The sequence below is a fragment of the Rhizobium sp. LC145 genome (genome assembly GCF_001005825.1).
GTDB lineage: Bacteria > Pseudomonadota > Alphaproteobacteria > Rhizobiales > Rhizobiaceae > Neorhizobium.
The window spans coordinates 484,447-500,037 of record NZ_LBHV01000004.1 but is presented as its reverse complement, the minus strand read 5'-3'; the positions used below and the strand labels follow the sequence as shown (position 1 = coordinate 500,037).

General features: G+C 63.0%; 15 protein-coding genes. 14 read left to right on the top strand and 1 reads right to left on the bottom strand.

Annotation, left to right across the window (positions count from 1 at the left end; all coding sequences use genetic code 11):
* Positions 1–83 precede the first annotated feature (83 nt).
* Positions 84–1,271, bottom strand: a complete 1,188-nt coding sequence (locus tag YH62_RS13970) for an acyl-CoA dehydrogenase (protein WP_046794816.1) — start codon at positions 1,269–1,271, stop codon at positions 84–86.
* Positions 1,272–1,372: 101 nt separating this feature from the next.
* Between YH62_RS13970 and YH62_RS13965 the strand changes: the two genes are divergently transcribed.
* From YH62_RS13965 to YH62_RS13900, 14 genes are all read left to right on the top strand, one after another.
* Positions 1,373–2,290, top strand: coding sequence for a LysR family transcriptional regulator (locus tag YH62_RS13965; protein ID WP_046794815.1), 918 nt, complete (start codon positions 1,373–1,375; stop codon positions 2,288–2,290).
* Between the two features lie 60 nt (positions 2,291–2,350).
* Positions 2,351–3,028: a phosphoribosyltransferase gene (locus YH62_RS13960; protein WP_046794814.1), complete on the top strand. Its 678-nt coding sequence runs from the start codon at positions 2,351–2,353 to the stop codon at positions 3,026–3,028.
* A 93-nt stretch (positions 3,029–3,121) separates the two neighbouring features.
* Entirely contained in the window at positions 3,122–4,171 is a 1,050-nt protein-coding gene (locus YH62_RS13955) for a dipeptidase (protein ID WP_046794813.1), read from the top strand.
* Positions 4,172–4,214: 43 nt separating this feature from the next.
* Positions 4,215–5,858 carry an ABC transporter substrate-binding protein gene (locus tag YH62_RS13950; protein ID WP_046794812.1) on the top strand — a complete coding sequence of 548 codons (1,644 nt, stop codon included), beginning with the start codon at positions 4,215–4,217 and terminating at the stop codon, positions 5,856–5,858.
* A 12-nt stretch (positions 5,859–5,870) separates the two neighbouring features.
* The gene (locus YH62_RS13945) at positions 5,871–6,938 is read left to right on the top strand and encodes an ABC transporter permease (protein ID WP_046794811.1); all 1,068 of its coding nucleotides are present in this window, start codon (positions 5,871–5,873) and stop codon (positions 6,936–6,938) included.
* Positions 6,935–7,867 (top strand): ABC transporter permease, encoded by a 933-nt coding sequence (locus tag YH62_RS13940; protein ID WP_046794810.1) that lies wholly within the window; start codon positions 6,935–6,937, stop codon positions 7,865–7,867. The genes YH62_RS13945 and YH62_RS13940 overlap by 4 nt, the downstream gene beginning before the upstream one ends.
* Positions 7,864–8,703, top strand: coding sequence for an ABC transporter ATP-binding protein (locus YH62_RS13935; protein ID WP_046794809.1), 840 nt, complete (start codon positions 7,864–7,866; stop codon positions 8,701–8,703). Before YH62_RS13940 ends, YH62_RS13935 begins: the two co-directional genes overlap by 4 nt.
* The gene (locus tag YH62_RS13930) at positions 8,700–9,449 is read left to right on the top strand and encodes an ABC transporter ATP-binding protein (protein ID WP_046794808.1); all 750 of its coding nucleotides are present in this window, start codon (positions 8,700–8,702) and stop codon (positions 9,447–9,449) included. Before YH62_RS13935 ends, YH62_RS13930 begins: the two co-directional genes overlap by 4 nt.
* Positions 9,450–9,568: 119 nt before the next feature.
* On the top strand, positions 9,569–11,095 hold the full coding sequence (locus tag YH62_RS13925) for an ABC transporter substrate-binding protein (RefSeq protein WP_046794807.1): 1,527 nt from the start codon (positions 9,569–9,571) through the stop codon (positions 11,093–11,095).
* Positions 11,096–11,406: 311 nt separating this feature from the next.
* A complete protein-coding gene (locus tag YH62_RS13920; RefSeq protein ID WP_046794806.1) occupies positions 11,407–12,357 on the top strand; it encodes an ABC transporter permease in 951 nt (316 codons plus the stop codon).
* On the top strand, positions 12,354–13,172 hold the full coding sequence (locus YH62_RS13915) for an ABC transporter permease (RefSeq protein WP_046794805.1): 819 nt from the start codon (positions 12,354–12,356) through the stop codon (positions 13,170–13,172). Before YH62_RS13920 ends, YH62_RS13915 begins: the two co-directional genes overlap by 4 nt.
* Positions 13,173–13,191: 19 nt before the next feature.
* The gene (locus YH62_RS13910; protein ID WP_046794804.1) at positions 13,192–14,589 is read left to right on the top strand and encodes an amidase; all 1,398 of its coding nucleotides are present in this window, start codon (positions 13,192–13,194) and stop codon (positions 14,587–14,589) included.
* A 181-nt stretch (positions 14,590–14,770) separates the two neighbouring features.
* Entirely contained in the window at positions 14,771–15,112 is a 342-nt protein-coding gene (locus YH62_RS13905; protein ID WP_046794803.1) for a DUF883 family protein, read from the top strand.
* Positions 15,112–15,588: a hypothetical protein gene (locus tag YH62_RS13900; protein WP_052760404.1), complete on the top strand. Its 477-nt coding sequence runs from the start codon at positions 15,112–15,114 to the stop codon at positions 15,586–15,588. The genes YH62_RS13905 and YH62_RS13900 overlap by 1 nt, the downstream gene beginning before the upstream one ends.
* The last annotated feature ends 3 nt before the right edge of the window (positions 15,589–15,591 follow it).

Below are 15,591 nucleotides of genomic sequence, written 5' to 3'. Positions count from 1 at the left end.
ATTGATACAACGATGGGGCAGATTTAGCCAATGACGAAAAGCGGCGTGGAGTGTGTCCACCCACGCCGCTTTGGGTAGAAAGATCAGAAAAACGCCTGAATGCCGGTCTGGGCGCGACCGAGGATCAGCGCATGGACGTCATGCGTGCCCTCGTAGGTGTTGACCGTTTCCAGGTTCTGCGCATGGCGCATGACGTGATACTCGATCTGGATGCCGTTGCCGCCGTGCATGTCGCGAGCCTGACGCGCGATGTCCAGCGCCTTGCCGCAATTGTTGCGTTTGACGATCGAAATCATTTCCGGCGCCATGCGGTGCTCGTCCATCAACCGGCCGACGCGTAAGGATGCCTGGAGGCCAAGCGCGATCTCCGTCTGCATGTCGGCAAGCTTCTTCTGGTAGAGCTGCATGCCGGCGAGCGGCTTGCCGAACTGCTTGCGGTCGAGGCCGTACTGGCGGGCGCGGAACCAGCAGTCTTCGGCAGCTCCCAGGACGCCCCAGGAAATGCCGTAGCGGGCGCGGTTGAGGCAGCCGAACGGACCTTTCAGGCCCGAAACGTTCGGCAGCATCGCATCTTCGGAGACCTCGACGCCGTCCAGCACGATCTCGCCGGTGATCGAGGCGCGCAGCGAAAGCTTGCCGCCGATCTTGGGCGCCGAAAGACCCTTCATGCCCTTTTCCAGAACGAAGCCGCGGATTTCGTTGTTGTGGGCTTCCGGCTTCGCCCAGACGACGAAGACGTCGGCGATCGGCGCATTGGAAATCCACATCTTGGAGCCGCGCAGGCGATAGCCGCCTTCGATCTTTTCGGCGCGGGTCTTCATGCCGCCGGGATCAGAACCCGCGTCCGGCTCGGTCAACCCGAAACAGCCGATGAGTTCGCCGGAAACGAGACCCGGCAGGTATTTCTTTCGCTGCTCGTCCGAGCCGTAGGCGAAGATCGGGTAGATCACCAGCGAGGACTGCACGCTCATCATCGAACGGTAGCCGCTGTCGACGCGCTCGATCTCGCGGGCGACAAGGCCGTAGGAGACGTAATTGGCATTCGCCGCGCCGTACTCTTCCGGCAGCGTCACGCCGAGCAGGCCCGCCTGGCCCATGAGGCGGAAGAGCTCCGGTTCGGAGGTTTCGGAAAGATAGGCCTCCTGGACGCGCGGCAGGAGTTCGGATTTCGCGAAGGCGGCGGCCGCATCGCGGATCATCCGCTCCTCGTCGGTCAGCTGGTCTTCAAGAAGGAACGGATCGCTCCAGGAAAAGGCCGCACGTGCGCTCACAGTCAAAATCTCCCGTTATGGACTGGCCGGGATTATCGGCGCGGCTGCCTGCGCGGGCAAGCGGAGTTTACTCAATCGGCTATGACGTATAGTAATAAAGCATGGTCAATCTCAGCAGGAAGCTCCTTCCTTCCACCGCAGCGCTTGCCGCCTTCGATTCCGTTGCGCGGCTGGGCAGTTTCTCGGCAGCGGCGGAAGAGCTGTCGCTGACGCAAGGGGCCATCAGCCGGCAGGTTTCTGGCCTGGAAGAGCAATTGGGCATTCTGCTTTTCGAGCGCAGCAGCCGTGGTGTCGGCTTGACCGCAACGGGCGCGGATTATGCAAAATCCATCGCCGGCGCGCTGTCGCAGATACGGTCGGCTTCCTTGCAGGTCATGACGAAACGGCATAGCGACCAATTGAATCTCGCCATACTGCCGACCTTCGGCACGCGCTGGCTGATGCCGCGAATTCCGCATTTCGTCGCCAGCCACCCGGAGATTACGCTGAACTTCGCAACCCGCATCGGGATATTCGATTTCGAGCGCGAGGGGATCGACATGGCGATCCATGTCGGCCAGCCGGACTGGCCGGGCGCGGAATGCACTTATCTCATGGAGGAGATGGTTGCGCCGGTCTCGTCCCCGGCATTTCTTGCCGAGCATCCGATCCGCCGGCCGGAGGATATCCAGCGCCTGCCGCTCCTGCACATGGCCTCGCGGCCGGGCGCCTGGGATCACTGGTTCCAGAGCCTCGGCATTTCGGGCGCCTCCTCGCAGGGCATGCGCTTCGAGCAGTTTTCCAATGTCGCGCAGGCCTGCATCGCCGGGCTCGGGGTGGCGCTGATGCCGCTCTTTCTCATCGATTCCGAACTGGCGAGCGGTCAGCTCGTCCAGGCATTTCCGCATCAGGTGAAGAGCCCGAGTTCCTATTATGCGGTGGCGCCCTTTGCCAAGGTGGACCTCCGGCCGGTTGCTGCCTTCCGCGCCTGGCTTCTCGATGAAGTGAGCCGCTATCGCGAGGAAGTGGTTGGCTGGTGAAGCTCACGGCGCTAGGACTCCGCTTTACGACTCGTCTTTCTCGATTGATACGGGAGCCCCATGCAGCCGCATGAATTCTGGCAGGAGATCCATCCTGCCCTGAGCTTCGATCCTGCCGGCCCGCATACGGGGTTTTATCCGGCGACGCTCGACGATGGCCGCCAGATCCGGTTGCCGATCCGGCCGCTCGCGGATGGCGAACATGCGCTCGCCTCCCTCATCATCAACCAGGCGAGTTTCGAGGTGCAGGATGTGCTTGCCGCCGATCTCGCCTACAAGATTTCTGCCTTCCGTCCGGAGGTGATCGTCGGCCTGCCGACGCTCGGCCTCACTCTCGCGGCAGCGGTCGCCCGCGTGCTTGGCCATTCTCGCTACGTGCCGCTCGGGACCTCGCGGAAATTCTGGTACGACGAGACGCTTTCGGTGCCACTTTCCTCGATTACCACGCCGGAGCAGGTCAAGCGGCTCTATGTCGATCCGCGCATGCTGCCGCTGATTACGGGCAAGCGGGTAGCGCTCATCGACGACGTGATCTCAAGCGGAACCTCCATCATTTCAGGTCTCTCGCTAATGAGCTCCCTCGGCATCGAGCCGGTGGTGATCGGCGCGGCCATGCTGCAATCGGAACGCTGGCACAGCAAGCTGGATGCGGCCGGTCCTCAGTGGCGGGAGCGGGTGGCTGGGGTCTTCAGGACGCTGCTCCTGAAGACGGACGGGCAGGGGAAATGGGTGGCGTGATCCGAGATTCTGTCTTGTAGAGAGGCGAAGCTCGGTTAGGATCGCTGCTTCGGCTCACCTCGGATTTCTTTCACAATAATCGGGACTCTTTTCATGGAACTGGTGTTCGACGGCCATAACGACGTGCTTCTGCGGCTCTGGCGGAACATGAAGGCTGGCGGCGATCCGGTTGCGGAATTCATGAACGGTACGCCCGCAGGCCATATCGATGCGCCGCGCGCCAAGGCGGGCGGGCTCGCCGGCGGGCTCTGCGCCATCTATGTGCCTTCGGGCGATCTCATTCTCAAGGAGCCCGACGAGAACGGTCATTACGAGACGCCGCTTGCCGCACCGCTGGAGCATGGGCCTTCGCTCTCGACCGCGCTCGAAATGGCGGCGATCGCGCTGCGTCTCGACCGGGCGAATGCCTGGCGGCTCTGCCGCTCGACACGCGATATCCGCAAGGCCATGGCAGAAGGCATCTTCGCCGCGGTCATGCACATGGAAGGCTGCGAGGCGATCGATCCCGATCTCGCCGCGCTGGAAGTTTTCCATGCCGCCGGCCTCCGGTCGCTCGGCCCCGTCTGGAGCCGTCACAATATCTTCGGCCACGGAGTGCCTTTCGCCTATCCCATGTCGCCGGATACCGCGCCAGGACTTACCGAACTCGGCTTCGAACTCGTGAAGGCCTGCAACCGGCTCGGCATCCTGATCGACCTCGCCCACATCACCGAGAGGGGGTTCTGGGATGTTGCCAAGACCTCCGACCAGCCGCTGATCGCCAGCCATTCCAATGCCCACGCGCTGACGCCGGTCGCCCGCAACCTTACCGACCGCCAGCTCGATGCGATCCGTGAAAGCGGTGGCCTTGTCGGACTCAACTACGCCGTCACCATGCTGAGGGCCGACGGCCGAGACGATGTCGGGACCCCGCTTTCCGACATGGTTCGCCATGTGAACTACATGGTCGAGCGCATGGGGATCGACCATGTAGCGCTTGGTTCGGACTTCGACGGGGCCTCGATTCCGCAGGATATTCAGGACGCGGCGGGCAATCAGAATCTGGTTGCGGCTCTCAAGGGTGCGGGATACGCTGACGTGGAACTGATGAAATTATGCCGGGAAAACTGGCTGAGGGTTTTGGGGAAGGCCTGGCACGAATAGGCGCTCCGGAAATTCGAGAGTTCAAAAAAACAAGGGAACGATCATGATGAATTCGCTGAACAAACGGCTCCGTGTGCTTTCCACCGGCGCAGCACTTGCGCTGATGCTGGCGGCTTCGCCGCAGGCATTCGCCGAAACGCCGGCCGACACGCTGGTCGAGGGTTTCGCCATCGATGACATCATCTCGCTCGACCCCGGCGAAGCCTTCGAGCTTTCCACGGCGGAAGTTACCGCCAATACCTATAACCTTCTGGTCCGCCTCGATCCCAACAAGACGTCCGAAGTAGTCGGCGAGCTTGCCGATAGCTGGACGGTGTCCGACGATGGTCTCACCTATACGTTCAAGCTGAAGCCGGGCCTCAAATTCGCCTCCGGCAATCCGCTGACCGCCGAGGACGTGGCATTTTCCTTCGAGCGCGCCATCAAGCTCGACAAGTCGCCCGCCTTCCTTCTCACACAGTTCGGCCTTACCGGCGACAACGTGACCGAGAAGGCGAAAGCCGTCGATGAAACCACCTTTGCCCTTACGGTCGACAAGGCATACGCGCCGAGCTTCGTTCTCAACGTGCTGACCTCGACGGTTGCTTCCGTCGTCGACAAGAAATTGGTCATGGAGAACGCCAAGCCGGTCACGCCGAGCGACGACTACAAGTATGACACGGATTTCGGCAACGCGTTCCTCAAGACCGGTTTTGCCGGCTCCGGTCCCTTCAAGACGGTGACATGGCGCGCCAACGAAGCGGTCGTGCTGGAAGCCAACCCGAACTATTTCGGCGAAGCGCCGAAGCTGAAGCGGGTCATCTACCGCCACATGAAGGAAAGCGCCGGCCAGCGCCTGGCGCTGGAGAACGGCGATATCGATGTGGCCCGCAACCTCGAGCCGGGCGACATGGACGCCGTGTCGAAGAAGGAGGGCTTCACGCTCACCTCGGCGCCCAAGGGCACTATCTACTATTTCAGCCTCAACCAGAAGAACGAGACGCTCGCCAAACCGGAAGTCATCGAAGCCATCAAGTATCTGGTCGACTATGACGCGATCGGCGCGACCCTCATCAAGGGCATCGGCGAAATCCACCAGACCTTCCTGCCGAAGGGGCAGCTCGGCGCGCTTGAAGACAAGCCGTACAAGCTCGACGTCGCCAAGGCCAAGGAACTGCTCGCGAAGGCGGGCCTTCCCGACGGCTTCACCGTCACCATGGACGTGCGCAACACGCAGCCGGTCACCGGCATTGCCGAAAGCGTACAACAGACGCTCGCCCAGGCCGGCATCAAGCTGGAGATCATCCCCGGCGACGGAAAGCAGACGCTGACCAAGTTCCGCGCCCGCCAGCACGATATCTATATCGGCCAGTGGGGCTCTGACTATTTCGACCCGAACTCGAATGCCGAGACCTTCACCATCAACCCGGACAATTCCGACGAGGGCACCAACAAGACGCTCGCATGGCGCAATGCCTGGGACGTTCCGGCCGAACTCAGCGATGCGGCAAAGGGCGCGCTTCTGGAAAAGGACAGCGCCAAGCGCGCGGCGACCTATGAGGATCTGCAGCGCAAGGTGCTCGCCACCAGCCCCTTCGTAATCGTCTTCCAGCAGACGGAAGTGGCCGGCCATTCCTCGAAGCTCAAGGATTTCAAACTCGGCCCGAGCTTCGACACCAACTTCGTCTATCAGGTCTCCAAGGAATAGCGGGCAGCTTCCTTGACCTTGCCTGAAACATCGGTGACGACACGGCGCAACCGGCGCCGTGCCTCGTCCTTCGCGAAGTCCGTCCTGCGTTTTGCGGTGACGGTCGTCACGACCTTTCTCGGTCTGCTTGCCGTCACCTTCTTCATCGGCCGCGTCGTGCCCATCGACCCGGCGCTCGCCATCGTGGGCGACCGGGCGCCCAACCACGTGGTGGAGCGGGTGAGGGAAGAGCTCGGCCTTAATCTGCCGCTCTACCAGCAGTTCTACATCTATGTGAAACAGGCACTCTCCGGCGATTTCGGCACGTCCGTGCTCACCACCAATCCGGTGATGACGGATATCGCGCGCGTCTTTCCGGCGACGATCGAGCTTGCCACGATCGGCACCATCATCGGCGCGGTGTTCGGCGTGCCGCTCGGCGTACTCGCCGCAGTCAAGCGCGGCAGCATCGCCGATCAGATTGTCCGAGTGATCGGCCTCATCGGCTATTCCGTGCCGATCTTCTGGCTCGGCCTGCTGACGCTGGTGCTGTTCTATGCCAAGCTTCGCTGGGTGGCCTATCCCGGTCGCATCGATATCGTCTACGAATACACGTTCACGCCGATCACCGGCTTCTTCCTCATCGACGCCGCCTGGCAGCGTCAGTGGGACGTGCTGTGGGACCTCTTCCGGCACATCATCCTGCCCGGTTCGCTGCTCGGCTATTTCTCGCTCGCCTATATCAGCCGCATGACGCGCAGCTTCATGCTGAACGAGCTTTCCCAGGAATATGTGGTGGCTGCCCGCGCCAAGGGGCTTTCGGAGACGCGCATCATCTGGTTCCACGCGCTGCGCAATGCCGCCGTGCCGCTGGTGACGGTGATCGCGCTTTCCTATGCCGGGTTGCTCGAAGGCTCGGTGCTGACGGAGACGATCTTCTCCTGGCCGGGGCTCGGCCTCTACATCACCAATTCGCTGCAGAACGCCGACATGAACGCGGTGCTTGGTGGAACGATCGTCATCGGTGCGGTCTTCGTCGGCATCAATCTCCTGTCCGATCTTCTCTACCGGACGCTCGATCCCAGGACGCGCAGCCGATGAGCATTGCTGAAACCTCACCCAAACCGTATAGCCGCGAGTGGCTGCTTTCCGATCGCCCCGCCTCGCGCAAGCAGGCGCGCCTCGGAAGAGCCTATGTCATCTGGCGGCGCTTTTCGGAAAACCGGCTGGCGCTTCTCGGGCTTGCGATCATCATCGGCCTGCTCTTCGTTGCGGCTTTCGCGAATGTGCTCGCGCCGCACGATCCGGTGCAGGGCGACCTGCGCAATGCTCGTCTGCTGCCGCCCGGTACTGCGGGCTATCTGCTCGGCACCGACGATCAGGGCCGCGATATCCTCTCGCGCCTCATTCACGGTTCGCGGCTCACCCTGTTCGTTGTCGTGCTGGTGGCGATCATCGCTGCTCCCGTCGGCCTCATCGTCGGTACGGTTTCCGGCTATGCCGGCGGCTGGGTCGATGCGATCCTGATGCGCATCACCGATATCTTCCTCGCCTTCCCGAAGCTCGTGCTGGCGCTGGCTCTGGTCGCCGCGCTGGGACCCGGCATCGAGAACGCGGTCCTGGCGATCGCCGTCACCTCCTGGCCGCCTTATGCCCGTATCGCGCGGGCGGAAACCATGACCTTTCGCAATTCGGAATTCATCGCGGCTGTTCAACTGATGGGCGCCTCGCCCTTCCGCATTGTCCTGCGCCATGTCATGCCGCTCTGCCTGTCGTCGCTGATCGTGCGCGTGACGCTCGACATGGCGGGCATCATTCTGACGGCGGCGGGCCTCGGCTTCCTCGGCCTCGGCGCGCAGCCGCCGCTTCCCGAATGGGGCGCGATGATCGCTTCCGGCCGCCGCTTCATCCTCGACCAATGGTGGGTGGCTGCCATGCCGGGTGCGGCGATCCTGATCGTCAGCCTCGGCTTCAACCTTCTCGGCGACGGGCTGCGCGATGCGCTCGACCCGAAGGAGGCAGGCCAATGACCGTAACCCCGCTTCTGACGGTCGATGACTTGCGCGTCACTTTTCCGACCCGCACCGGAGAGGTGCAGGCCGTGCGCGGCGTCTCGTTCACGCTCGGCAAGGAACGGCTCGGCATCGTCGGCGAGAGCGGCTCCGGCAAATCGCAGACGGGTCGGGCCATCATGGGGCTCACGCCCGGCCACGCGAAGATCACGGCGAACAGGCTCGCCTTCGACGGCATCGACCTGCTTTCGGCCGGCGTCAGGCAAAGGCGGGCGCTGCGGGGTAGGCGGATCGCGATGATCCTCCAGGACCCGAAATATTCGCTGAACCCGGTGATGACCATCGGCCGGCAGATCATCGAGGCGCTTCGCCAGCACGAAAAGATCACTCACGCGGAAGCGAGAGCCCGAACCCTTTCCATGCTGGAGGCGGTGCAGATCCGCGATCCGGAGCGCGTCTTCGATCTCTATCCGCACGAGGTTTCCGGCGGCATGGGCCAGCGCGCGATGATCGCGATGATGCTGATCTGCGGGCCGGAACTGCTGATCGCCGACGAGCCGACCTCGGCGCTCGACGTCACCGTGCAGCTCGAAGTGCTCTCGATCCTCGACAAGCTGGTGGCCGAGCGCGGCATGGGGCTGATCTTCATCTCGCACGACCTGCGCCTCGTCTCCTCCTTCTGCGACCGGGTGATCGTCATGTATGCGGGTAAAGTTGTCGAAGAACTGCCCTCGGCCGATCTCGCCAGCGCGAAGCATCCCTATACGCAGGGTCTCCTGAACTGCCTGCCGCAGATCGGCTCCGACCGCCACCCGCTGCCGGTCCTCGAACGCAAGCCGGAGTGGGCCGCATGAGCCAGGCGCTTTCCGTCCGAAACATGGTCGTGACTTTTGAGGATTTCACCGCGCTGAAACGCGTGAGCGTCGATGTCGGCCAAGGCGAGTCCTTCGGCATCGTCGGGGAATCCGGTTCCGGCAAGTCGACTCTCCTGCGTGCCATTGCCGGTCTCGTCGGCTTTGACGAAGGCTCGCTCACTGTGAGCGGCAGGAATTACTCCGGCCGCAAGCGAGACAAAGAGTTCTACCGAACCGTCCAGATGGTCTTTCAGGATCCCTATGGCTCGCTCCATCCGCGGCAGACGGTGGACCGGCTGCTTCTGGAGCCGCTTCTCATCCACGGCTTTTCCGATATCGATGTACGTATCGCCCGCGCGCTCGACGAGGTTGGCCTCGGCAACGGCTTCCGTTTCCGCTATTCGCATCAGCTTTCCGGCGGTCAACGACAGCGCATCGCAATCGCTCGAGCGCTCATTCTGGAGCCGAAAATCCTGCTTCTCGACGAGCCAACTTCGGCGCTCGACGCGTCGATCCAGGCGGAAATTCTCAACCTTCTGGAACAGGCGCGGCGCGACCGGAACCTGACCTTCGTGATGGTCAGCCACGATCTCGGTGTCGTGAGCCATATGTGCGAGCGGCTGGCGGTGATGAAGGGCGGAGAAGTCGTCGAGACGATGCCGGTGGAGGCCTTGGAAAAACGGGCCTTTTCAGCCGATTATACGCATCGTCTGCTTGTCGCCAGCGAGGGTTTCCGCCGCGGTTGACCGGCGATGGGCGCGTACAATTTTCACGTTGTGTGCACCTGCGAAATGACCATAATCCGTGTGATCGGATGCCGATGGCACAAGACGGGCGACATCTTCACCAGGGGAGACTGACGGGCATGGCAGGGGTTATCGGCAGCATTTCATGTTCGCGGCGCGTGCTCTTGGGAGCGGCGCTTGCGGCGGGATTGATCTTCTCCGGCCACGGCATGGCCGAAGCGGCGCCGAAGACCACGCTGACGCTCGGCATGACGATCGAGCCTGCGGGCCTCGATCCGACCATAGCCGCGCCGGTGGCGATCGGGCAGGTGACCTGGCAGAACATTTTCGAAGGGCTGACGACCATCGACCGCGACGGCAAGGTACAGCCACAGCTTGCCGAAAGCTGGGAGATTTCTCCGGACGGCAAGACCTATACCTTCAAGCTGCGTCAGGGCGTGAAATTCCACGATGGCGAGGCTTTCGATTCCTCCGTCGCTAAGTTCTCGATCGATCGCGCCCGAGGAGCGGATTCCGTCAATCCTCAGAAGCGTTATTTCGCGTCGATCGACGCGGTGGAAATGCCCGATCCGGCAACGCTGGTTCTGAAACTCAAGGAACCGGCCGGCAGCCTGCTCTATTGGCTGGGCTGGCCGTCCTCCAGCATGGTTGCGCCGAAATCGGCCGAGAACAACAAGACGGCACCCGTCGGCACCGGTCCGTTCAGGTTCGTCAATTGGGCCAAGGGCGACAAGGTCGAACTCGCGAAAAATCCAGATTACTGGAACAAGGATGTGGCGGTGAAACTGGAAGCGGCCACCTTCCGCTTCATCGGCGATCCGCAGGCCCAGGCCGCGGCCTTGAAGGCAGGGGATGTCGACGCCTTTCCGGAATTTGCCGCACCAGAACTCGTCAGCTCCTTCGAGGGCGACAGCCGCCTCGTCACGGTGATCGGCAATACGGAGCTCAAGGTCGTCGCCGGCATGAACAATGCCCGCAAGCCCTTCGACGACAAGCGCGTGCGCCAGGCGTTGATGATGGCGGTCGATCGCGCCGGCGTCGTGGAAGGCGCATGGTCCGGCTACGGCACGCCGATCGGCAGCCATTACACGCCGAACGATCGCGGCTATATCGATCTCACCGGGACCTACCCTTACGATCCGGAAAAGGCGAAGGCCCTGCTGGAGGAGGCCGGTTATCCGGACGGCTTCACCTTCACCATCAAGACGCCGCAGATGGCCTATGCGCAGCGCACCTCGCAGGTGCTGCAGGCGATGCTGGCGGAAATCGGCGTGACGATGAACATCGAGACCACCGAGTTCCCGGCCAAATGGGTGGCGGACGTGCTGAAGGCGGCCGATTACGACATGACCATCGTGGCCCATGCCGAGCCGATGGATATCGATATCTATGCCCGCGATCCTTATTACTTCAACTACAAGAACCCGGCTTTCGGCGACGTCCTGAAGAAGGTGGAGCTGACCGCCGATCCCACGGAACAGGAAAAGCTCTACGGCGAGGCGCAGACGATTCTCGCGAACGACGTGCCGGCGCTCTTCCTCTTCGTCATGCCCAAGCTCGGCATCTGGGATGGGAAGGTGAAGGGGCTTTGGGAAAACGAGCCCATTCCCTCCAACGTGCTCACCGAGGTTTATTGGGAAGAGTGAGCCTGTGTGATGGAGCGAAGCGGGGTGATTGCGGCGGCTCGCCCTCCCCTTGAGGGGGAGGGTCGGAGCGAAGCTCCGGGGTGGGGTGACAATCCTCAGCGGTCACGAGGTTTTGAGTTCACCCCCACCCGCCGCTACGCGGCGACCTCCCCCCTCAAGGGGGAGGTGGGCACCTGCCGCACCGTTGGAGTCTCAATCGGGCTGAGACGGCGCCGCGAGTTTTCTCCCCCCTTATGGGGGGCTCGAAGAGCGGGACGAGACACGTGGCTCGGCCCCGGCAAGCCGGCAGGGCAGAGGGGGTATGGCAAAGCATGATCTCCGTCCTCCTCCGCCGAATTTTAAGCCTCGCCGTTACCCTGCTGGTCGTTTCGCTGCTGATCTTCCTGGTCATGGACCTGCTGCCCGGCGATCCGGCTGCGATCATGCTCGGCACCTCTGCGAGCCCGGAAACGCTTGCCGCGCTCCAGAAAGAGCTCGGCCTCGATCAACCGCTGCCCGTCCGTTACCTCGCCTGGCTTGCGGGCGTGTTCCAGGGCGATCTCGGCCAGTCCTATACCTATGGCGTGCCGGTCGCGGGACTGATCGCGGAGCGGCTTGCGGTCACGCTGCCGCTCGCGTTGATGGCGATCCTCATTTCCATAGCGATAGCCATTCCGCTCGGCGTACAGGCCGCCCGGCATCGCAACGGCGCGGTCGATCTTCTCGCCGGTCTCTTCTCGCATGTCGGTATCGCCGTGCCGGCCTTCTTCGTCGGTCTGCTCCTTATCATTCTCTTCTCCACCACGCTCGGCTGGATGCCGGCTGGCGGTTTCCCCGGCTGGAGCGCTGGGTTCGTTCCGGCACTGAAAGCGCTGCTGCTGCCGGCGATCGCCCTTGCCCTCCCGCAGGCGGGCGTGCTGACGCGCGTCACCCGCTCGGCGGTGCTGGAAGTGATGAACGAGGACTTCGTGCGCACCGCGCGCGGCAAGGGCATCAGCGAGAGCGCTGCTCTTTGGCGCCATGCGATGCCGAACGCGCTGATACCGGTGATTACCATTCTCGGCCTGCAATTCACCTTCCTGATCGCCGGCGCGGTGCTGGTCGAGAACGTCTTCAACCTGCCGGGGCTCGGCCGTCTGGCCTATCAGGCACTCTCACAGCGCGACGTGATCGTCATGCAGGATGTGGTGCTATTCTTCTCCGCCCTCGTGATCCTCGTGAACTTCCTGGTCGATCTTGCATATCTGGTGGTCGATCCCCGTTTGAGGGCCGGAGCGCAATGAGAAAGCTCTCCCGCCGTCCCGTGCTCCTTGCAGGCATCGTCATCACGCTCGCTCTCTTTGCGGTCGCGCTCATCTCGCTGGTCTGGACGCCGGTTTCGCCGACGCGGCTTGCCATCGCCGACAAGCTGAAGCCGCCGCTCGCCTCCGGTTTCTTCGGCACGGATCAGCTCGGCCGCGATGTCGCTTCCAGGCTGATGGTGGGGGCCTGGAACTCACTCTCCACCTCCATCCTGGCGGTCGCCATCGGCGCGACCATCGGCACGGCGATCGGAGTCATCGTGGCGATGCGGCGCGGATGGCTGGAAATCATCGTCATGCGCGGCTGCGATATCATTTTCGCCGTGCCGCCGATCCTTTCGGCCATGATGCTCGGCGCCTTCATCGGCTCCGGCCGGTTCACCGCCATCATCGCGATCGCGACCTTCATGGTGCCGGTCTTCGCACGGCTGACGCTCGGGGCGGCGCTGCAGATCTGGACGCGGGACTATGTCACGGCGGCGATCGGCATGGGCCGGCCTGCGGAGAAGATCACGCTCGTGCACGTCCTGCCGAATATCTCCAACCAGATCATCGTGCAGGTGACGATCCAGCTGGGGCTTGCGATCCTGACCGAAGCGGGCCTGAGCTTTCTCGGTCTCGGTATGGCGCCACCGGCCCCTACCTGGGGGCGGATGCTCGCGGAATCCCAGACTTATCTAGGCCAGGCGCCATGGTTGGCTCTGATGCCGGGGCTTGCGATCGCGCTTTCCGTCATGGGCCTCAACATGCTGGGTGATGGGCTGCGCGACATTTTCGACCCGCGCGATAATTCATGATCTGACGAAGTGATTTGCCATGAACGATCTTTTGAAACTGACGATCCGTGAATTGACCGGCCTCTACGGCGCGAAGAAGCTTTCGCCCTTTGAATACTGGCTGGCGGTGGAGGAGCGCGTGGCCGCCTTCGAGCCGCATGTGCAGGCGCTCTACCTCTACGATCCGGATAGCGCGCGGGCGCAGGCAGCCGCTTCCACCGAGCGGTGGATGAAGGGCGAACCGCGCGGGCTCCTCGACGGCGTTCCCGTCACGCTCAAGGAGCTGATCGCGACCAAGGGGCAGCCGGTGCCGCTCGGCACCAGCGCAGTGGAACTCGTGCCAGCCGCCGAGGATGCACCGATCGCGGCGCGGATGCGGGAAGACGGCGCGGTGATCTTCGCCAAGACCACCTGCCCGGATTACGGCATGCTTTCTTCCGGCCTGTCGAGCTTCCATCCGCTGAGCCGCAATCCCTGGGATCTTTCGAAAAACCCCGGCGGATCAAGCGCCGGCGCGTCTTCGGCCGGGGCGGCGAGCTACGGTCCTTTGCATATCGGCACGGATATCGGCGGGTCGGTGCGTTTGCCAGCCGGCTGGGCGGGGGTCTTTTGCTTCAAGCCGAGTAATGGCCGCATCCCGATCGATCCCTATTACGTCGGCCGTTGTGCCGGGCCGATGACGCGCACGGTGGAAGACGCCGCCTATTCCATGGCGACGCTCAGCCGTCCGGACTGGCGCGACGCGACCAGCCTTCCGCCGAACACATTCGACTGGCTGGATTTCGATATCGATATCAGGGGTATGAAGATCGGGCTCATGCTCGATGCGGGCACCGGCCTGCCGGCGGAAGACGAGGTCAGGCAGGCGGTGGCCACGGCGGCGGAGCATTTCGAAAAGGCGGGAGCGGAAATCGTGCCGGTGGGGCCGGTGCTGACCCGGCAGATGCTGGACGGTCTCGACAAGTTCTGGCGCGCCCGTTTCTGGGCTGATATCGAGACCCTGGGTGCGGAGCGGCGGGCGTCGATCCTGCCCTATATCTATCAGTGGGCGGAGGGAGGCGCGGCAATATCCGGCGTCGAGGCGGTGCGCGGCTTCAACCAGACATTCGAGATGCGCAGGGCCTGCGCCAAGCTCTTCAGTGGCATCGATGCCCTGCTTTCGCCCACCAATCCGGTCGTTTCCTATCCGGCGGAATGGGCCTCTCCCACCAACGACCCGGCGCATCCTTTCGAGCATATTGCCTTCACGGTTCCGTGGAACATGTCGGAACAGCCGGCCGCTTCCATCAATTGCGGCTTTTCCCGCTCCGGCATGCCGATCGGTCTGCAGATCGTCGGGCCACGCTTCGATGACTTGCGTGTCCTGAAGCTCTCCCGCGCCTTCGAAAGCTGGATCGGCGGGATCGCCGCATGGCCGGAACCTCCAGCCGCAGCCTGACCTTCCGCGCAGCCGGCATTCCGTCTCCGCATCGACTGCTCCGGCGGGAACAATCGCGCCTGCTCTGCGTTCACCGCCCGCAGCAAGAAAAAGCGATGGGCGTCGGCTGCCGTTCGGATACCGGCGACGAAAAGCCGGACAACCGGCCATGCCCTAGGCTCAAAACCATAGGAGATGGAAGATGGCACCTGCGAACGCACAGAATGAAGTTGGCCGCAACGGCAGCGGTTCCGCCTCGTCGCGAGATATCGAAGCACAGCTTCAACAACTCCGGGATGATATCGCGGTGCTTGCCCGCAGCGTGGCTTCCGCCGGCAGCGACAAGGCGAGCCAATATCGCGGCAAGGTTCGCCGGGCCACCAGTGACGCGGCGGATGCCTCCTTGCACATGGTGGAGGCGGCGCGCGAGCAGGCGCTCTCGATGGAGAAGGATCTCGAGCGCCAGATACGGACAAACCCTATACAGGCCGTAGCGATCGCCGCAGGCGTCGGCTTTCTTCTCGCGCTGATGACGCGGCGCTGATGATGGCCGGATTGGGCCCTCTTCTTGCCTCGCTGGCGGCTGTCGATCTGGCAGCCTTCACCCAGCGTCTGAAGCGGAACGCGGTATTCTACGCCTTTGCTCTGGTATTCCTGCTGACCGGCTATGTGGCGGCGGTCGCTGCCATGGCGGTCTTCCTCGCCAGCGTCTGGGGGCCGGCCATGGCCCTCGTGGCAATCGCTTCCGGCGCCTTCCTGCTGGCGATCGTCATGTTCACGATCGTCCTCATCCTGAACAGCTCGGAGCAGAGGCGCAAGCGGGAGGCCGCCGCCGCGAGCGGCAGCCGGGCGCTCATGGCGACGGCCGCGATAACGGCGCTGCCGCTCCTGCTCAAATCGCGTCCGCTGCTCGTGGCTTCCATTCTCGGCGGACTCGGCTTCCTGGCGCTCAGGAACAAGGACGGCACCGGCTCGACCATGTCGAGGCACGACCGCGACTCTCCCCAGCCTGGAGAATGATTT

Excerpts from the sequence above, each read along its gene's own strand:
- YH62_RS13965 (WP_046794815.1), top strand. The coding sequence starts at position 1,373 with ATGGTCAATCTCAGCAGGAAGCTCCTTCCTTCCACCGCAGCGCTTGCC.
- YH62_RS13960 (WP_046794814.1), top strand. The coding sequence starts at position 2,351 with ATGCAGCCGCATGAATTCTGGCAGGAGATCCATCCTGCCCTGAGCTTC.
- YH62_RS13955 (WP_046794813.1), top strand. The coding sequence starts at position 3,122 with ATGGAACTGGTGTTCGACGGCCATAACGACGTGCTTCTGCGGCTCTGG.
- YH62_RS13950 (WP_046794812.1), top strand. The coding sequence starts at position 4,215 with ATGATGAATTCGCTGAACAAACGGCTCCGTGTGCTTTCCACCGGCGCA.
- YH62_RS13940 (WP_046794810.1), top strand. The coding sequence starts at position 6,935 with ATGAGCATTGCTGAAACCTCACCCAAACCGTATAGCCGCGAGTGGCTG.
- YH62_RS13935 (WP_046794809.1), top strand. The coding sequence starts at position 7,864 with ATGACCGTAACCCCGCTTCTGACGGTCGATGACTTGCGCGTCACTTTT.
- YH62_RS13930 (WP_046794808.1), top strand. The coding sequence starts at position 8,700 with ATGAGCCAGGCGCTTTCCGTCCGAAACATGGTCGTGACTTTTGAGGAT.
- YH62_RS13925 (WP_046794807.1), top strand. The coding sequence starts at position 9,569 with ATGGCAGGGGTTATCGGCAGCATTTCATGTTCGCGGCGCGTGCTCTTG.
- YH62_RS13920 (WP_046794806.1), top strand. The coding sequence starts at position 11,407 with ATGATCTCCGTCCTCCTCCGCCGAATTTTAAGCCTCGCCGTTACCCTG.
- YH62_RS13915 (WP_046794805.1), top strand. The coding sequence starts at position 12,354 with ATGAGAAAGCTCTCCCGCCGTCCCGTGCTCCTTGCAGGCATCGTCATC.
- YH62_RS13910 (WP_046794804.1), top strand. The coding sequence starts at position 13,192 with ATGAACGATCTTTTGAAACTGACGATCCGTGAATTGACCGGCCTCTAC.
- YH62_RS13905 (WP_046794803.1), top strand. The coding sequence starts at position 14,771 with ATGGCACCTGCGAACGCACAGAATGAAGTTGGCCGCAACGGCAGCGGT.
- YH62_RS13900 (WP_052760404.1), top strand. The coding sequence starts at position 15,112 with ATGATGGCCGGATTGGGCCCTCTTCTTGCCTCGCTGGCGGCTGTCGAT.